The organism is Vibrio sp. M260112, from assembly GCF_036533775.1.
Lineage (GTDB): Bacteria > Pseudomonadota > Gammaproteobacteria > Enterobacterales > Vibrionaceae > Vibrio.
Genome location: NZ_JATABH010000060.1, coordinates 1 through 17,761, shown reverse-complemented (window position 1 = coordinate 17,761; position 17,761 = coordinate 1). Strand labels below are relative to the sequence as shown.

Below are 17,761 nucleotides of genomic sequence, written 5' to 3'. Positions count from 1 at the left end.
CTCAGTGCTGTCATTTGGAAGCCCTAATCGAGAAACATTAGACTATATAGGGACTGTTTTTATTTCGACGCTTGATCAAAAAACAGCGTTACTTTCTCATCTACAGTCGGCTTTTCCTGAAATTGAAATAGTCGAAATAAAAAAGCTGAATGATAAGTATAAGCACCCGATTTATCAGCAAGATGAAGAGAGTGCTACGGAGTAACGCTCTCGCTTTCTCACAGAGTGATTAAATTTGGGTGGCAGCACGGACGATACCATTACATTGTTAGTTAGCATGCCGTTTAACTGGCAAGCCTCAAAGCATCAACAACTGGGCTATATAGCGTCAGGTAAAAAACAAGGTGATTTAACCGTAGAGCCTGCGCCAAAAGAATTTGGCACTCGTCTTATTGAAGTGAGAATCGACCAATGAATAATGATCAATGCATAGCATCTCTTAAGGAGCAACTTTATAACGCTGAGATAGCGTACTCTTGGGAATATATAGGTGGAGAGGGGAAGTATAGTCACTTAATTGAGTGGTGCACAGCGATATTGGCTGGCTCACTATTCCCGTTGTTCTTATTAGTCGTAGAAGATGATGCTATTTATCAATCTGGTTTTTGGCTGTTTTCATCAGCTGGTTTAATAATGGTGTTTGTATCAAGGTACTTGTTCGGGCCTGATAAACATCGCTGTTATCACTTTATGTTAAGGGTGTTTTTTTGTACCCTAAACTCAATAAAACAGATAAATGGATAGAGTATAAAGTCATGTTAATTGTCGTTTCTCCTGCGAAAACGTTAGATTATGAATCTCCTCTGGCTATTGAGAAGTTTACTCAGCCGGAGTTAGTTGAATATTCCAAAGAGTTAATTGATGTTTGTCGCAAGCTGACTCCTGCCAATGTCGCCAGCTTAATGAAGGTCAGCGATAAGATTGCTGATTTGAATGTAGGCCGTTTTCAAGAGTGGAGTGAAGAGTTCACGACTGACAACGCACGCCAAGCAATTCTGGCGTTTAAAGGGGATGTGTACACGGGATTGGATGCGGAGTCACTAAGTGAAGAGGACTTTGAATACGCGCAAAAACATCTGCGTATGCTATCGGGTCTCTATGGCTTGTTAAAACCACTTGATTTGATGCAACCCTACCGTTTAGAGATGGGCACCAAACTCGCCAATGGTAAAGGGAGCAACTTGTACCAGTTTTGGGGTAATGTGATTACCGATAAGCTCAATGAGGCGATTACTGCCCAAGGTGACAATGTACTTATCAACTTAGCATCAAATGAATATTTTAAAGCAGTAAAACCTAAGTTGTTGGACGCGCAGGTGATCACGCCTGTCTTTAAAGATTGTAAAAACGGCCAGTATAAAGTGATCAGTTTTTACGCCAAAAAAGCACGGGGCATGATGGCGCGTTATATCATTGAGCAACGTATCTCTAGTGTGGCTGATTTAACGAAATTTGACACTGCGGGCTATTACTTTGTTGAAGATGAGTCAACACCAACAGAGTTAGTTTTCAAACGAGAAGAACAGTAATAGAAGGCACTGAAATGTTGAACTGGTTTAAGCGATGGTTAGCCAAGTATGATCAGTGGTGTTTGTCATTGGGATTGACACCAGAGCATAAACGTAGCTGTGTTCCTTACCGAAGTGAACCAGAACAGTCTTCAATAGAAACTACCAAAAAGGCGCAGCGATGATGCGCCTTTTTGATACGCATTGCCACCTTGATTTTGAGTGCTTTTCTGAACACTTTGCTGACCATTTAGAAACGGCTCGAAGGCATCAAGTCGAGCGCGTCTTATTGCCTTCAATAGGCATGTCTAACTGGCAAAAAGTGATATCTCTTGCAGAGCACCACACCGGTGTCTACTACGCGCTTGGAATGCACCCTTTATTTTTAAATCAGCAAAGTGAGCACCAAGTTACCGAATTGCGTCTACTATTAGAACGGCAACAGGATTTATGTGTCGCGGTAGGAGAGTGTGGTTTAGATGCCATGATTGATGTCGACATGGAACTGCAAGATCGGCTTTTCGTTCAGCAAGTCGAACTGGCTATCGAGTTTAAGCTACCTCTCATTTTACATAGCCGCAAAACGCATAACCGTTTGCTACAGATTATTAAGCAGAAGCAGTTCAAGTTTGGCGGTGTATTGCACGGTTTTTCTGGTAGCTATCAGCAAGCAATGCAGTTTGTTGAGCTTGGTTTTTATATCGGTGTCGGTGGTGTGATTGCTTATCCAAGAGCCAACAAAACGCGTTTAGCGATAGCGCAGTTACCGCTTGATGCTTTGGTGTTAGAAACAGATTCTCCCGACATGCCACTTATGAATGAGCAAGGCAAGCCTAACCATCCCCAAAACCTGAATAAAATATTGCTTGAGCTCGCATTGTTAAAGAATACCTCCACGCAAACGATTGCTGAAAGCGTTTGGAAAAATAGTCATGTGCTGTTCAATATTTGTGAATAAATCCGAAAGATAACGCACCTTCAATCACGATATTTCCATTGAATGGTGACAATGTTCACATTGTTGAGTGAATCACTGATGAATCTTATAAGAAAGTGTGAAGGTAGCATTACTTTATCGTTGGTTGGGTGAGTATAATTGCCCACGCTTTTAAGCTCCATTTTGTAACACGCCAACATATAACTAATAAGGAAATCATAAACTATGAGCCTGTTTATGAGTATTGTAGGGATGATCGTCCTGCTAGGATTAGCAGTTCTTTTATCTGACAATCGAAAAGCGATCAACTTCAGAACTGTAGGTGGTGCTTTTGCGATTCAATTTATTTTAGGTGCATTTATTCTTTATGTCCCTTGGGGACAAGAGTTGCTGAAAAACTTCTCTGATGGTGTATCAAGTGTAATTGCATATGGTAATAAAGGTACTGAATTCATCTTTGGTGGTTTAGTCTCTGGAAAAATGTTTGAAATATTCGGTGGTGGCGGCTTTGTTTTTGCTTTCCGCGTACTTCCTACCCTAATCTTTTTCTCTGCCTTTATCTCTGTACTTTACTACATTGGTGTAATGCAATGGGTTATCAAGATTCTTGGTGGCGGTCTACAAAAAGCACTAGGTACTTCACGTGCCGAGTCAATGTCTGCAGCAGCTAACATCTTCGTTGGTCAAACTGAAGCGCCTCTAGTGGTTCGTCCGTTTGTTCCTAAAATGACTCAGTCTGAGCTATTTGCAGTAATGTGTGGTGGTCTAGCTTCTATCGCAGGTGGTGTACTTGCAGCATTTGCTGGAATGGGTGTTCCAATTGAATACTTAGTAGCAGCATCATTCATGGCTGCGCCTGGTGGTCTACTGTTTGCCAAAATTATCATGCCCGAAACTGATACACCTCAAGAAGACCTAGGTACTGACATCGACGGTGGCGCTGACAAACCCGCAAACGTTATTGATGCAGCAGCTGGTGGTGCAGCAATGGGGTTACAACTCGCTCTTAACGTAGGTGCAATGCTACTTGCATTCATCGGTTTGATCGCTCTAGTTAATGGTATGCTTGGTAGTATTGGTGGTTGGGTTGGAATGCCTGAACTAACTTTAGAGCTAATTTTAGGTTGGTTATTCTCTCCACTGGCATTTGTTATCGGTGTTCCATGGGAAGAGGCGACACTTGCTGGCTCATTCATCGGCCAGAAGATCGTTGCTAACGAATTTGTAGCTTACGTAGCATTCTCGCCATACCTAGCTGAAGGCGCTGAAATTGTTCTTTCGGATAAAACGAAAGCAATTATTTCATTCGCTCTATGTGGTTTCGCAAACCTTTCCTCTATCGCGATCCTTCTAGGAGGTCTAGGTAGCCTTGCCCCTGAACGTCGTCACGACATCGCTCGTATGGGTGTTAAAGCGGTTTGTGCTGGTACGCTATCTAACCTAATGGCAGCGACAATCGCTGGCTTCTTCCTATCTTTCTAATTTAGTAAGCGAAAGATTATATAGACGCCGTTTTACCAAGCCCCGTAGTAACTCTGTTACTGCGGGGCTTTTTTATTTTTCGGCATAGTGAAAGCGTCAAAGGCATCAGCTATCAGCAAGTGCGTATCGCGGCCACTGTACTGGAGAATATAGACCTTGGCACACTGTGATTACCGACGGTATGAGCGGAATGAGCCACAAGCCTAGGGTTGATTTAGGCTAGGGGATTCGCTGAGTTTGCCAGTGTTTGATACTGAGCAAACGTTAAGCAGAATCTTTTTTGAGATACAAACCGTTTGCGCTCTATGAGCCACTACAGTTCTACGACAAATAGCTATAATGTAGGTATCTATAGAAAGTAGGGTTAAACTTATGAACGAAGTTATCCTCGCAACCTTAGCGGGTTTTGTCGTTGGAGTCCTGTTTTCCGCCATCAAGCTTCCGGTACCTGCGCCACCTGTTTTGGCAGGCGTTATGGGCATCGTCGGAGTGTACTTAGGTGGTGTAGCCTATCAATGGATTATTGAAAGGTTTTTTAGCTAGCGATAATTAATACAAGGAGTATGATTGGCGCTGGCAGCAACTGACCGTTGCTTGGGTTAAAGCCCATATACGTTAGACACCGCAATCGTAGATTGTTGTGCCATAGACCAAACTGGTACTGTGCGGTGACAAGGATAGCAATTGGCATATTAAAATTCGCTGTATATGCCGAGTCTTCAAGGAACCAAGTCCGTTCATAAATGACTGCAGTTCTGCAAACGATGCAGAGCAGTAACTTTTTTGAATATTGATCGGAGATAGAAATGAGCGATTTAAAAGCAGCAGCACTACGTGCACTTAAACTAATGGACCTAACTACGCTGAATGATGATGACACTGATGCGAAAGTTATTTCTCTATGTCATGACGCAAAATCAGCAGTAGGTAACACGGCTGCAATTTGTATTTACCCTCGCTTTATTCCTATTGCTAAGAAGACGCTTCGTGAGCAAGGTACGCCAGACGTTCGCATTGCAACAGTAACAAACTTCCCTCACGGTAATGACGATATCGAAATCGCAGTTGCTGAAACAAAAGCCGCCGTTGCTTACGGTGCTGATGAAGTTGACGTAGTATTCCCATACCGTGCCCTAATGGCGGGTAACGAAGAAGTGGGTTTCGAGCTGGTTAAGCAATGTAAAGAAGCGTGTGGCGATATCCTTCTAAAAGTTATCATCGAAACGGGTGAGCTGAAAGAAGAAGCACTTATCAAGAAAGCATCAGAAATTTGTATCAAAGCGGGTGCAGATTTCATTAAAACTTCAACGGGTAAAGTGCCAGTAAATGCAACTCCAGAGTACGCTCGCATGATGTTAGAAGTGATTCGTGACATGGGCGTTGCACAAACTGTTGGTTTCAAACCAGCGGGTGGTGTGCGTACTGCGGAAGATGCGCAAGCATACTTAGCAATGGCTGACGAAATCCTTGGTGACAACTGGGTAGATGCTCGTCACTACCGTTTTGGTGCGTCAAGCTTGCTGACGAACCTACTTAATACATTAGAAGTAACAGACGAAACTGCAGATCCTGCAGCTTACTAATTCTAAATAGTCTGTCAGGTGGAGCAGTATTGATGCTGCTCCCCATTACCTCTTTACCTTACAACCATTGCTAAAAAGCATGGGAGGATCTAATGTATTTACCTCAAGAAATCATTCGTAAAAAACGCGACGGCGAAATTCTTACTGCCGACGAAATTAACTTCTTTATCCAAGGTGTAGCGAAGAACACTGTATCTGAAGGTCAGATCGCAGCGTTTGCTATGGCTATCTTTTTCAACGAAATGACTATGCCAGAACGTATCGCACTCACTTGTGCAATGCGTGACTCTGGTATGGTTATCGATTGGAGCGACAAAGAGTTTGGCGGCCCGATTGTTGATAAACACTCAACGGGTGGTGTCGGTGATGTGACCTCGCTTATGCTAGGTCCTATGGTTGCTGCATGTGGTGGTTTCGTTCCGATGATCTCAGGCCGTGGTCTTGGTCATACGGGGGGAACTCTCGATAAGCTTGAATCGATTCCTGGCTACAATATCACGCCGACCAATGACGTGTTTGGTGATGTTACTAAAGATGCTGGTGTGGCGATTATTGGCCAGACGGGTGATCTCGCTCCTGCCGATAAACGTGTATACGCCACTCGCGATATCACAGCAACCGTTGACAACATTTCTCTGATCACAGCATCGATTCTTTCGAAGAAACTTGCTGCTGGTCTAGAGTCGCTTGTTATGGATGTCAAAGTGGGTTCTGGCGCTTTTATGCCAACTTATGAAGCATCTGAAGAATTAGCTAAATCTATTGTAGCGGTTGCAAACGGTGCGGGTACTAAGACAACGGCAATCTTAACGGATATGAACCAAGTTCTAGCCTCCTCTGCTGGTAACGCAGTAGAAGTGCGTGAAGCCGTTCAGTTCCTGACTGGCGAGTATCGTAACCCGCGTCTTCTTGAAGTGACGATGGCGTCATGTGCTGAAATGTTGGTGTTAGCTAAACTCGCTGACAATACGGAACAAGCACGCGCTAAACTGATGGAAGTACTTGATAACGGTAAAGCGGCGGAATGCTTCGGTAAAATGGTCGCTGGTCTTGGTGGTCCTGCTGACTTCGTAGAAAACTATGATAGCTACCTAGATAAAGCAGAAATTATTAAGCCGGTTTATGCGGAACAATCGGGCGTAGTCTCTGCTATGGATACTCGAGCAATTGGTATGGCCGTGGTTGCGATGGGCGGTGGACGCCGAGTTGCAACTGATACGATTGATTATGCTGTCGGTTTCGATCATTTTATTCGTTTAGGCGAACAAGCTTCGAATGATAAACCTCTCGCTGTTATTCACGCACGTAGTGAAGAGCAATGGCAGGAAGCGGCAGATGCGCTGAAGAAAGCAATTACGATTGGCGGTGAGTACATTGCAACGCCAGAAGTTTACTGCCAGATTCGCGCGGAAGACGTTTAATTAAATTACACAAAGGCCTGCTTGCACCACAAATAGTCAAAGTTGAGTGGGCCTAAGGAAAGAGCAATGAAAAGAGCATTTATTTTAGTCCTAGACTCATTTGGCATCGGTGCAACTGCAGATGCAAAAGACTTTGGTGATGTCGGTTCTGACACCTTAGGTCATATTGCAGAGCAGTGTGAGAAAGGTTTAGCGGATAACGCAGAGCGTAGTGGTCCTCTTCGTCTACCAAACTTGTCTAAACTTGGTCTTGCGATGGCTCATAAAGAGTCGACAGGTAGTTTTGCTCCGGGCCTTGACGCTGATGCAGAAATCATTGGCGCTTACGGCCATGCTGCCGAGCTATCTTCAGGCAAAGACACGCCATCTGGTCACTGGGAAATTGCAGGTGTGCCTGTACTTTTCGACTGGGGTTACTTCACAGATAAACAAAACAGTTTCCCTAAAGAACTGACGGACCGAATCCTTGAGCGTGCAGGCTTAGATGGTTTCTTAGGTAACTGCCACGCATCAGGAACACAAGTTCTTGATGATCTTGGTGAAGAGCACATGAAAACAGGTCAACCGATCTTCTATACTTCGGCTGACTCAGTATTTCAAATTGCGTGTCATGAAGAGACATTTGGTTTAGACCGCCTACTTGAACTGTGCCAAATTGCGCGTGAAGAGCTGGAAGATTACAACATTGGCCGCGTTATCGCTCGTCCTTTCATTGGCCCTGGTAAAGGTCAGTTTGAGCGTACTGGTAACCGTCGCGATTTGTCAGTTGAACCACCTTCAGCCACTGTTCTACAAAAACTGGTAGAAGAGAAGCAAGGCAATGTTGTTTCAATCGGTAAGATTGCTGATATCTACGCTAACTGCGGCATCACCAAGAAAGTGAAAGCAACAGGTATCCCAGCGCTGTTCGAAGCGACTCTTGAGCAAATCAAAGACGCTGGCGACAACACTATCGTGTTCACTAACTTTGTAGACTTTGACTCTGCATACGGTCACCGTCGTGATGTGGCGGGTTATGCAGCCGCACTAGAATATTTCGATGGACGAATCAACGAAGTACTAGAGTTAATGGCGCAAGATGATGTTCTTATCCTGACGGCTGACCACGGTTGTGACCCAACTTGGCCAGGTACTGACCACACTCGTGAACACATTCCAGTGATTGTTTACGGTCCAAAAGTTCCAGCGGGCTCTCTTGGTCTACGTGACACATTCGCTGACATCGGTCAGACACTGGCGAGTCACTTTGGTATTTCGCCAATGGATTACGGTAAAAACTTCCTGTAATCCAAGCAGTTTAATTGAAAAATAGAGGGCTAGTCCCTCTATTATTTTGTCATTTCTAACTAAGGAAATTGAATCATGGCAACTCCACATATCAACGCAGAAATGGGTGCATTCGCAGATGTTGTTCTAATGCCGGGTGACCCGCTACGTGCCAAATACATTGCAGAAACCTTCTTGGAAGATGTTGTACAGGTATGTGACGTACGAAACATGTACGGCTTCACGGGCACTTACAAGGGCCGTAAAGTATCAGTAATGGGTCACGGTATGGGTATCCCATCGTGCTCGATCTACGCGACGGAACTTATCAAAGACTTCGGCGTGAAAAAAATTATCCGCGTAGGCAGTTGTGGTGCAGTAAGCGAAGACATTAAAGTTCGCGACGTTGTTATCGGTATGGGCGCGTGTACTGACTCGAAAGTGAACCGTATCCGTTTTAAAGGTCATGACTTTGCTGCAATCGCTGATTACAAGATGGTTCGTGCAGCTGAAGATGCAGCGAAAGCTCGTGGCATTGAAGTAAAAGTAGGTAACCTATTTTCGGCAGAACTCTTCTACACGCCAGATCCTGAAATGTTCGATGTTATGGACAAGTACGGCATCGTAGGTGTTGAGATGGAAGCCGCTGGTATCTACGGCGTATGTGCTGAGTACGGCGCGAAAGCGCTAACCATCTGTACTGTTTCTGACCATATTAAGACGGGTGAGCAAACGACTTCAGATGAGCGTCAGACGACTTTCAACGATATGATGATCATTGCGTTGGATTCAGTGCTACTAGGTGACGCAGAGTAATTAAGAGCGGGCTGCGCCCTGCGAGAATTTAGAACGCTACGCTTCTAGATCGGACTTCGTCCTTCGAGAGGAGCTTGTGATGAGCGAGTCGAAAGTTGCAGGCAGCGCTGGCTAATCCTTTAGTCTAATTGTCTGATTTTAAAGGAAAAGGGTTGGCATGGTGTGTCAGCCCTTAAAAAGTTGTCTCGCTTCTCGCTTCTCGCTTACATATCCTTCAACAACAAATTCTCGCCTTTGCGTTTGTTAGGCTTGCGTCGCACGATCAGTGTGAGAAGCAATCCCGCCACAAAGCTAAGACCAACCATGGTGTACATATAGCGGTCACTTTTACGGTAATAGTGATCAGAGAAGGCGGTTAATTTACCGGTTTCAAAGGTAATGCGCACAAACCCGATAACAGAACCATCGTGCAAAACCGGTTCTACCAGTTGCTGTTTACCAATACGTGCAGTCTGTAGAGGTGTATCAAGGCCGAGCATCTCTCGAACGGATTTGGCTTGATCACTGGCTGCCAGTTTTACACCCTCAGCATCATAAATGGTTGCATCAACAACCAGATTGTCTTTAGCCAACTGATTGGTCAGTCTCAGTAGGCGCTCTTGATCCTGATTAACGATCATTTCGCTAGCGGAAAGTGAAGCCTGTGAAATCAGAATATTGGTTAGCGTTTCTAACTGATTAGCCTGAATCTGTTCATTGCCCTTGGTTATTTTGACGCTGTTGATCGCGATAGACGCCACCATCGCAATTAAGGAGACAATTCCTAGCACCTTCATGGCCATTCGAAATGAGAATAGGGAGGTGTCCATTTTTCACCTAAATCGAGCTTAGTTGTACTTTAGATCATATTGAGACTTGCGCATCCAAATTGCAATAGGTTAACGTGATGGGATATTTTATAGGAATTGCAAACATGGACACGTTGAAGACTCTCTCTATTCGTAAACATACCCCTTTAATTAACCGCTTACCTGAAACCCGACTAGCAACGCAATTTGACAAGGCGAAAGCTGGATGGGTCGTTTTTGCTGACTATCTATGCCCAGATCAGTTTAATGATATTGATTTCTTCGTCGGCTATAACAATGCCGTTGTTGATGTATGGAAAGTTGGAAACTACGAAGTTGCATTAATGGCAGGGGAGCTCACCGCAGAGCATGAGGAAATTTTACAAGCTCTGAAATTAGACTATTCCGCTCTGCATGATATGCCCGATTTGACTAAGCCGGGTTTGGTGGTACTCGATATGGACTCAACGGCAATTCAGATTGAGTGTATCGATGAGATCGCTAAGCTAGCAGGTGTTGGCGAGGAAGTGGCAGAAGTGACCGAACGTGCAATGCAAGGCGAGCTCGATTTTGAGCAGAGCTTGCGTCAGCGCGTTGCCAAACTTGAGGGCGCAGATGAATCTATATTGTCTGAGGTACGCCAAACACTCCCTTTAATGCCTGATTTGCCTGAACTGATCGGTACACTAAAGCAGTATGGTTGGAAGACAGCTATCGCATCCGGTGGCTTTACCTACTTTTCCGATTACCTTCAGCAGCGCCTTGAGCTAGACCATGCACAGTCAAATCAACTAGAGATTGTCGACGGCAAGCTAACCGGTAAGGTCGTTGGTGACGTGGTATCTGCACAGACGAAGGCTGACATCCTACTCGAATTAGCTGAGCAGTATGATATTGAAGCGCACAATACGATTGCGGTTGGTGATGGCGCTAATGATCTAGTGATGATGGAAGCGGCTGGATTGGGTGTTGCTTATCACGCTAAACCTAAGGTAGAGCAGCAAGCAAGAAGTGCCGTGCGTTACGCTGGGCTGGGCGGCATAATCTGCATTCTATCTGCAATCCTAGTTAAGCAGAAACGGGTTAGCTTTAAGCCTCAACCTTAAAGAAAAGCGAGACATTGTCTCGCTTTTTTATCGAGTTAACTCCAGTCGGATTAAGACTTCTTCAGTGATGTCGATAAGTTCACCGTAGCCAACAATACTATGCATCTCTTTTTCTAAGCTGCGAGCTTGATGCATGCTGACTTGAGCCAGCTCGTTTAAGTCTTTGCGCACTAAAGCTGTTATCGGGTCAAATACAGGAGCACCACAAATACGGATGGCATAAAACTCACCCATCGCTTGTGACTTTTTGATAAACATAATGCGTTCTTTGATATTGGCAAATTCACTGCTCAGCTTTGATTCGACAGATTGGATTCGAGTGCCGAACTTGACTGTCGCTAGGTAGAGTTCGTGGTATTGAGGCTCTGCACCCTCGATACGCTTCATTGGTTGTGCTAGCAGCGTATTTGTCCGTCCCTTATAGATTGGTGCTAAGGAGAAGCTCTTTTCATCGCCTAGTTTCGCTAAGATTGCGAGATAAGACTTGAGTGGATAGTTCACTCCAATCGCTTTAGGTCTGAGACTTCCCTCTTTCTTCTCTACGTAGAGAGGCGTGCTGACCATCTTATCGAGTAGGATGTTGTGTAAACCTTCCAATAGCTCATTACTTGGGAGCAACTCTTTTTTAGCGATGAGTTTATCTTGGTTGTGTTCGATTAACTTGCCGAAAAAGGCAATAGTTCGCATCATCTGGCTATCTTCAATGATAGCAAGTTGGAGCGTTTTTTCGCCTGGGCTGACACGAATAATGGTGTATGGCACCACATCCAAAGGCAGCTTCTTGTCGTAAAGCTGAAGTTCTTTGAAGTTAATCGTACAAGTATCCCCCGCTTTTAAGCTGCATGGTTGTGTTAATGCGATGCTCATACCGTGCTTGGAAATATCGACACTGACGCCATCAATACTTTCACCACTTGGATGTGAAAGCGTAATAGGGGAACGGAACTGATACCTAGGTTCTTTGCGTCGAGATTTTGCATCAAAGTAGACACAAGCAGGATTGCTTTTAGGGTTTCGAGCATGTCGAAAACGATTGAGATCGTTGCTTGCGAGCTGAGGTTTATCCGTTAGCAGGTAGTCCTGTCGGCTACTTTCGTCGGCGATCTCTTGTAAGATACCGCAGTGAGTCAAAGACTCTGTTTCCAACTCACTGGAGTGATTTGCCAGTGTCTGTTTTTCTGCTTCAGACAACTCAAACACAGACAGGCGGAATGCCTTCCAGCTCTCCTTTTTGGCTCCAATATGCCAAAACAACTGACGCAATTCACGAGTCGCTTCCGGCATCATCATTGAGAAGAAGAGGGTTTTATCTTTATGTTCATGAGTGAACGAGTAAAGTACATTATTACTGCCTCTCATGCCTTCAGCCGTTAACTGCGTCATACGCTGCTCGTGAAAAAGGCTGCTTAGTGTCTGTTGATTGCGCTCGTCATGCCAGTACTGCCAGATAGGCTGATTATTTTCCGTCATCAGTACGAGCTTAAGCTCATTGCCGCTAAAAAAGACAGGCAAGTTGCAAGTGTGTTTTAAATAGGTGTGCTCGAAACCTCGTGAACGAGCACGGATAATCTTGTCTTGATTGTCATGACGAGCTTTCTGCGTGTCACTTTTCACTACGTAGTCGATAACTTGCTCAATGATGTTTGACGTATCAAGCTTTAGTAGGCGAAGGAACTTAACCGCATCGTTTTCGTATGACTCATCAATTCCAACAATGCGATATGGGATCACGGAATCAATACCACCAATGTCGACATTTTTGCTCAGTTCTACTAGACGAACATCGATCACTTCACCGAGTTTGTAATCAAACGCGGAAGGGACTTTAAACTTAGCGCCTGAAGGAGAGAGATCGATGGTGACCGCGTGGACCACTTGTCTATTGGCCAACTTGAGTTCTATTTGAGAAGACAGTTTTAGGCGGTTCTCTTTACGCTTAAGATCATAGCCTAACGTGATTGCTTCGACGTTGATGCCATTCGTTTCTATGCTGACTTCAGTGCCTAGGGGCTTGCCACGCTTTTGCATGACGCGGAAATTATTATGGGTGTTACATAGCGCTTCCCAAACACCCTCAGTATAGCCACCAAATTTACGGGTGTTCTTATGATAGGCGTTGAAAGCGACATCATCTAACCAGTGCTTGAGACCATCGAGTTCGTATTCGCGGCACTCTCCCTTGACTCGTCCGCGTAAATCGATGGGTTTAGTGCAAGGCGCCATAACACGGTTAAGCTCCATTTTTACTAGGATCTTAACGGAAGGAGGATCCCCCTCTGTCATTTGACCGAGAAGATAATCGAAGTCTTCTGAGTGATAAACGGGAATTAGACGTTCCGCGAGAGAGAGTATTTCTGGCTGCTGCATATTTTTTGTTAGAGTATCCCTTACTCATTTCATATCGGCCTTGATATAAAGATCTTTAGTGATATGTTACTGCGAATCAAGTAGAGAAGATGATATAAGCTACTTCCGTCGTAGTTTATGTCACAAATACATAATTTAAGACCTGAGGTTACATGGCAAAAGCGAAAACAGTGTACGTATGTAATGACTGCGGTGCAGATTTCCCACGTTGGCAAGGACAGTGCAACGCCTGTGGCGCGTGGAACACTATCAGCGAAGTCCGATTGGCAGCATCTCCAAGTGTTGCTCGTAACGAACGTCTATCGGGATATGCAGGTTCAACTACGGAAACCAAAGTTCAGACACTGTCAGAGATCGATCTGCAAGAAGTCCCTCGCTTTACGAGCGGCTTTAAAGAACTCGATCGAGTTCTGGGTGGCGGTGTCGTTCCTGGGGCTGCGATCCTTATCGGTGGTAATCCGGGGGCTGGTAAATCCACACTGCTACTACAAACTATGTGCTATTTGGCATCACAAATGCCGACCTTATATGTGACTGGTGAAGAGTCATTGCAACAGGTCGCGATGCGCGCTTCTCGGTTAGGTCTGCCGAAAGATAATCTAAAAATGCTTTCGGAGACCAATGTTGACCGAATTTGTCAGATCGCTGAAAAAGAGCAGCCCAAAATTATGGTGATTGACTCTATTCAAGTTATGCATGTATCAGATGTTCAATCTTCACCAGGTAGTGTGGCTCAGGTACGAGAGTCTGCTACTGCGCTCACACGGTACGCTAAACAAAACAATGTCGCGGTATTTATCGTTGGTCATGTTACCAAAGATGGTACGTTGGCGGGGCCAAAAGTATTGGAACATATCATTGACTGCTCCGTATTGCTCGATGGCGGGGCTGACAGTCGTTTTCGTACTTTACGCAGCCATAAAAACCGTTTTGGTGCGGTGAATGAGCTGGGGGTCTTCGCTATGACGGGTCAAGGCTTAAAAGAGGTGAGCAATCCATCTGCAATCTTCCTTTCTCGCGGCGAGGAAGAGACGTCAGGCAGCTCGGTAATGGTTGTTTGGGAAGGAACACGCCCACTTCTTGTTGAGATACAGGCGTTGGTTGATTATTCACAGTTGGCTAATCCACGTCGTGTTGCTGTTGGTCTCGAACAGAATCGTTTATCGCTTTTACTTGCAGTGCTGCACAAGCATGGTGGTCTTCAGATGGCGGATCAAGATGTTTTCGTCAATGTCGTCGGCGGGGTAAAAGTGACAGAAACCAGTGCCGATTTAGCGTTAGTGATGGCATTACTCTCTAGCTTCCGTGATCGACCATTGCCTAAGGATGTGGTGGTGTTTGGAGAAGTTGGATTGGCTGGTGAGATTCGCCCTGTTCCAAGTGGTCAAGAGCGACTTAACGAAGCCTTTAAACACGGCTTTAAGCGAGCGATAGTGCCTGCGGCAAATATGCCTAAAGGTGGTATTGCTGGAATGCAGATTCATGGGGTTAAAAAGCTTAGCGAAGCGATTGAAGCGTTTGATGAGCTTTAATGCGCTCCGAGAGAACCGGAGCGCTTCTCGCTAAAGCATATCTACTGCTTTAGCGACACCGTTTATCAATCGCTCTACATCTTCTTCAGTGTTGTAAGCGGCAAAAGAAGCGCGAATGGTGCCTTTAACTCCGAGGGCATCCATAAGCGGATGAGCACAGTGATTACCTGCTCTTACCGCGATAGCTTGCTGATCGAGTAGAGTGGCAACGTCTTGATGGTGGACTCCCTCGATAATAAACGAGATCACCGATGAATGGTCTTGGTAGCCGAGGATACGGACATCATCAAGTTGTTCTAACCCTGATTTAGCCAGAGTCACTAAGTGATGAATATGCCCCTCAAGTTTTTGATGATCTAATCCTCGATACCAATCGATGGCGGTGGACAGTGCGATCGCACCTGCTACGTTAGGCGTGCCAGCTTCAAATTTACCTGGTAGTTCGCTAAATGTCGTACCTTCAAAAGAGACACGTTCAACCATTTTTCCGCCACCATGCCAAGGGGGCATCGCCTCTAACAGAGCCTGCTTTCCAAATAGCACTCCGATCCCTGCTGGTGCATAGAGCTTATGACCAGAGAAAACGTAAAAGTCGGCACCTAGTTTAGACACATCGACAGACTCATGGACAATTCCCTGAGCACCATCAACCACCACCACAGCTCCTGCTGTGTGAGAGCGCGTGATGATCTCTTCAATTGGTTGTCGAGTCCCTGTTACGTTGGTGATATGAGCCACAGCGACGATTTTGCTCTTAGCGCTTAGCAAAGAATCAAATGCAGAGAGATCCAGTTGACACTGTGCTGTCATGGGAATTTTAACGACTTTGGCGCCAGTCTGTTGTGCCACGATTTGCCACGGTACTATGTTGGCGTGATGTTCCATCTCACCAACCAGTATTTCATCACCTGGCTTGAGTGTGCTTCGCGCATAAGTTTGAGCGATGAGATTGAGCGCTTCAGTTGCCCCACGAGTCCAGATTATCTCTTTACTTGAGTTCGCTCCGATAAAGCGGGCCACTGTTTCACGAGCACTCTCAAATTGGCTGGTGGCTTGAGCGGTCAAGCTGTGGCTGCCGCGGTGAACGTTGGCATTTTGCTGGCTGTAATAGTGAGAGATGGCGTCTATGACACATTGAGGTTTTTGTGTAGTCGCTGCACTATCTAGATAAACCAGCCTTTGTTGATTGATCTGCTGCTTCAGTGCAGGAAACTGCGCCGCGATTTGCTGGACATCAAACATTACTCTTCACCTAGATTGTGGTACTGCAAGGTAGGCATAGTGACCATTGGTTCTGCGACACTCCATGCGTGTGCTTTACCTGAGAGATTAATGATTACTTCCATCGCGAACTCAAGTGCGGTCCCCGGTCCTTGGCTGGTTAAAAGGTTATGATTGGTATCGTAAGTCACGCGCTTTACACGCCAGTTTTGAGCGGGGATGTGGCTTTCAAAACTAGGGTGGCAAGTCATGAGTGCGTCGGGATAAAGACCATGGTGGGCAAGGACTAAAGCGGGTGCAGCACAAATCGCAGCGACGAGCTTGCCTTCGTACATTTGTTGTCGAACGATTTCAACCAGCACCGTACTGTCACGGAATGTTTCTGCGCCTTGCACTCCGCCTGGCAGGATCACCGCATCAAATTCATCGTCAGCGATATCAACCAACTTGCAATCAGCAGTCAGTGTCACTCCTCGTGATGCTTTCATGGTTAACTGACCATCGAAATCTGCACTCGCAACAATGGTTTCATAGCCAGCCCTGACCATCGTATCGATGATGGTAACGGCTTCCATTTCTTCTGTGCCGGGTGCGATAGGGACGAGGACTTTCTTTGTCATTATTGATTCCAACTTTGTTCTATGTTTTTGATTTCGTCATAGAGAGTACGATTTACTGGTGTAGGGATACCATGACACTGTGCCCTTTTGAGCAAGTATCCTGTGATAAAGTCTATCTCGCTTTGGCGTTTATGAACAATATCCTGATTCATCGACGATAAGTTATTTGCCGTCGCTTCTATCACTTTGAGAACGTTGGCTGCAACTTCCTCTTTGGTGGTTTCTACCCCTTCTGCCGACATGACTTGGGCGACTTCTTCCACCACTGCATCTATGGTTAGTGCAAACTGCTGGTCGGCAAGTCTCCCATTTGGAACTTGATTTATCGCCGATAGGGGATTGATGGCACAGTTAATCGCCAATTTGTTCCACAATGCGCTAAGGATATTTGGGTTCCATCTGACTTCCGGCAAGCTGTGTTGAAGCACTTCGGCGAGGAATTCGCAGCGTTTGCCTGCGATATTATATCCGCCTATTTGGGTATTGCCGAGGCCAGTATGGCGGACAATGCCGTGACTATCTCGAAGCGCACCGTGAGTCGTTGTGGCGATAAGCAGTGGGTTATTCGGCAGCAAGGTCAATATTTTCTCTGCGGTTCCCATACCGTTGTGCATGAGTACGATCATGGCCTCATCGGCAATGTGTTGCGTCAAGGAAGCTAAACTCTTTGCTACTTGAGGTGCTTTAAGTGTCACCAGTATGAGATCAGCATTGCTTAGTGAGTCGATGACGTTGTTATCAAAACGAACGGGAGAATACTGTTCGAGTTGAATAGACAGCGTTGAGGTCGTTTGTCTGGACCAAACGGAGACCGAGTGTCCGGCGGTATGCAAATGAGACGCCCAAAGAGAGCCAATAGCGCCAGGGCCGAGAACTACAATATTCATCTGTTCGCAAGTCGGTGGGTTTGGCAAAGAGAATAAGGCTATACAGAGAGAAAGCAAATAAAAATGGCACCCTAAGGTGTAATGCCGATCAGTTAAGGCTTAAATGATCGGTTGAACGATCCTTTCAAGGTGTCAAAATCCGAGTGTATTCCAGACACTCGGATTTTTTTATGTTTCTAAGACAAGCACTTAACCAAGTTCATCAATTCTCTGTTGAGCAACTCTCA

General features: G+C 45.5%; 18 protein-coding genes and 1 pseudogene. 13 read left to right on the top strand and 6 right to left on the bottom strand.

The annotated features are described in order from the left end of the window. The 7 genes and pseudogenes from QTN95_RS17980 to QTN95_RS17950 all read left to right on the top strand — a co-directional run. A pseudogene (locus QTN95_RS17980) lies at positions 1 to 205 on the top strand (hypothetical protein); the annotation flags it as partial. A 72-nt stretch (positions 206 to 277) separates the two neighbouring features. Beyond that, positions 278 to 415: a hypothetical protein gene (locus QTN95_RS17975; RefSeq protein WP_331418454.1), complete on the top strand. Its 138-nt coding sequence runs from the start codon at positions 278 to 280 to the stop codon at positions 413 to 415. Between the two features lie 340 nt (positions 416 to 755). Then, a complete protein-coding gene (yaaA, locus tag QTN95_RS17970) occupies positions 756 to 1,529 on the top strand; it encodes a peroxide stress protein YaaA (protein ID WP_331418453.1) in 774 nt (257 codons plus the stop codon). Positions 1,530 to 1,543: 14 nt separating this feature from the next. Further along, entirely contained in the window at positions 1,544 to 1,693 is a 150-nt protein-coding gene (locus QTN95_RS17965) for a DUF5363 family protein (protein ID WP_331418451.1), read from the top strand. Continuing rightward, positions 1,693 to 2,466: a TatD family hydrolase gene (locus QTN95_RS17960; protein ID WP_331418455.1), complete on the top strand. Its 774-nt coding sequence runs from the start codon at positions 1,693 to 1,695 to the stop codon at positions 2,464 to 2,466. Before QTN95_RS17965 ends, QTN95_RS17960 begins: the two co-directional genes overlap by 1 nt. Positions 2,467 to 2,670: 204 nt before the next feature. Next, on the top strand, positions 2,671 to 3,927 hold the full coding sequence (locus tag QTN95_RS17955; protein ID WP_331418450.1) for a NupC/NupG family nucleoside CNT transporter: 1,257 nt from the start codon (positions 2,671 to 2,673) through the stop codon (positions 3,925 to 3,927). 372 nt (positions 3,928 to 4,299) lie between these two features. Next, positions 4,300 to 4,470 (top strand): XapX domain-containing protein, encoded by a 171-nt coding sequence (locus QTN95_RS17950; protein ID WP_138973512.1) that lies wholly within the window; start codon positions 4,300 to 4,302, stop codon positions 4,468 to 4,470. Here the strand turns inward: QTN95_RS17950 and QTN95_RS17945 are convergent. Further along, on the bottom strand, positions 4,463 to 4,618 hold the full coding sequence (locus QTN95_RS17945; RefSeq protein WP_331418456.1) for a hypothetical protein: 156 nt from the start codon (positions 4,616 to 4,618) through the stop codon (positions 4,463 to 4,465). The two genes, QTN95_RS17950 and QTN95_RS17945, sit on opposite strands and share 8 nt — an antisense overlap. 115 nt (positions 4,619 to 4,733) lie before the next feature. Between QTN95_RS17945 and deoC the strand changes: the two genes are divergently transcribed. The 4 genes from deoC to deoD all read left to right on the top strand — a co-directional run bounded on the left by deoC (position 4,734) and on the right by deoD (position 9,013). Beyond that, positions 4,734 to 5,510, top strand: a complete 777-nt coding sequence (gene deoC, locus QTN95_RS17940) for a deoxyribose-phosphate aldolase (RefSeq protein WP_138973511.1) — start codon at positions 4,734 to 4,736, stop codon at positions 5,508 to 5,510. 92 nt (positions 5,511 to 5,602) lie between these two features. Next, complete coding sequence (gene deoA, locus QTN95_RS17935; RefSeq protein WP_331418449.1) at positions 5,603 to 6,931, top strand: thymidine phosphorylase; 1,329 nt, start codon at positions 5,603 to 5,605, stop codon at positions 6,929 to 6,931. 66 nt (positions 6,932 to 6,997) lie between these two features. Continuing rightward, the gene (locus QTN95_RS17930) at positions 6,998 to 8,218 is read left to right on the top strand and encodes a phosphopentomutase (protein WP_331418447.1); all 1,221 of its coding nucleotides are present in this window, start codon (positions 6,998 to 7,000) and stop codon (positions 8,216 to 8,218) included. Positions 8,219 to 8,293: 75 nt separating this feature from the next. After that, positions 8,294 to 9,013, top strand: coding sequence for a purine-nucleoside phosphorylase (gene deoD, locus QTN95_RS17925; RefSeq protein WP_005473519.1), 720 nt, complete (start codon positions 8,294 to 8,296; stop codon positions 9,011 to 9,013). A gap of 203 nt (positions 9,014 to 9,216) precedes the next feature. Here deoD and QTN95_RS17920 read toward each other — a convergent pair whose 3' ends face one another. Next, on the bottom strand, positions 9,217 to 9,822 hold the full coding sequence (locus tag QTN95_RS17920) for a YtjB family periplasmic protein (RefSeq protein WP_331418446.1): 606 nt from the start codon (positions 9,820 to 9,822) through the stop codon (positions 9,217 to 9,219). Positions 9,823 to 9,926: 104 nt separating this feature from the next. Between QTN95_RS17920 and serB the strand changes: the two genes are divergently transcribed. Continuing rightward, complete coding sequence (gene serB, locus QTN95_RS17915; protein WP_331418445.1) at positions 9,927 to 10,907, top strand: phosphoserine phosphatase; 981 nt, start codon at positions 9,927 to 9,929, stop codon at positions 10,905 to 10,907. Between the two features lie 27 nt (positions 10,908 to 10,934). On the opposite strand, the gene QTN95_RS17910 is transcribed toward serB, so the two are convergent. Next, positions 10,935 to 13,274 (bottom strand): PilZ domain-containing protein, encoded by a 2,340-nt coding sequence (locus QTN95_RS17910; protein ID WP_331418444.1) that lies wholly within the window; start codon positions 13,272 to 13,274, stop codon positions 10,935 to 10,937. A 152-nt stretch (positions 13,275 to 13,426) separates the two neighbouring features. Here QTN95_RS17910 and radA point away from each other — a divergent pair, with 152 nt between their 5' ends. After that, on the top strand, positions 13,427 to 14,806 hold the full coding sequence (gene radA / locus QTN95_RS17905) for a DNA repair protein RadA (protein WP_331418442.1): 1,380 nt from the start codon (positions 13,427 to 13,429) through the stop codon (positions 14,804 to 14,806). Positions 14,807 to 14,836: 30 nt separating this feature from the next. Here radA and csdA read toward each other — a convergent pair whose 3' ends face one another. From csdA to panE, 3 genes are read right to left on the bottom strand one after another with little or no spacing between them, the layout of a single operon-like run. Further along, on the bottom strand, positions 14,837 to 16,048 hold the full coding sequence (csdA, locus tag QTN95_RS17900; RefSeq protein WP_331418441.1) for a cysteine desulfurase CsdA: 1,212 nt from the start codon (positions 16,046 to 16,048) through the stop codon (positions 14,837 to 14,839). Further along, a complete protein-coding gene (locus QTN95_RS17895; RefSeq protein WP_331418440.1) occupies positions 16,048 to 16,647 on the bottom strand; it encodes a DJ-1 family glyoxalase III in 600 nt (199 codons plus the stop codon). Before QTN95_RS17895 ends, csdA begins: the two co-directional genes overlap by 1 nt. Then, positions 16,647 to 17,534 (bottom strand): 2-dehydropantoate 2-reductase, encoded by an 888-nt coding sequence (gene panE / locus QTN95_RS17890; protein ID WP_331418439.1) that lies wholly within the window; start codon positions 17,532 to 17,534, stop codon positions 16,647 to 16,649. Before panE ends, QTN95_RS17895 begins: the two co-directional genes overlap by 1 nt. Positions 17,535 to 17,761 lie beyond the last annotated feature (227 nt).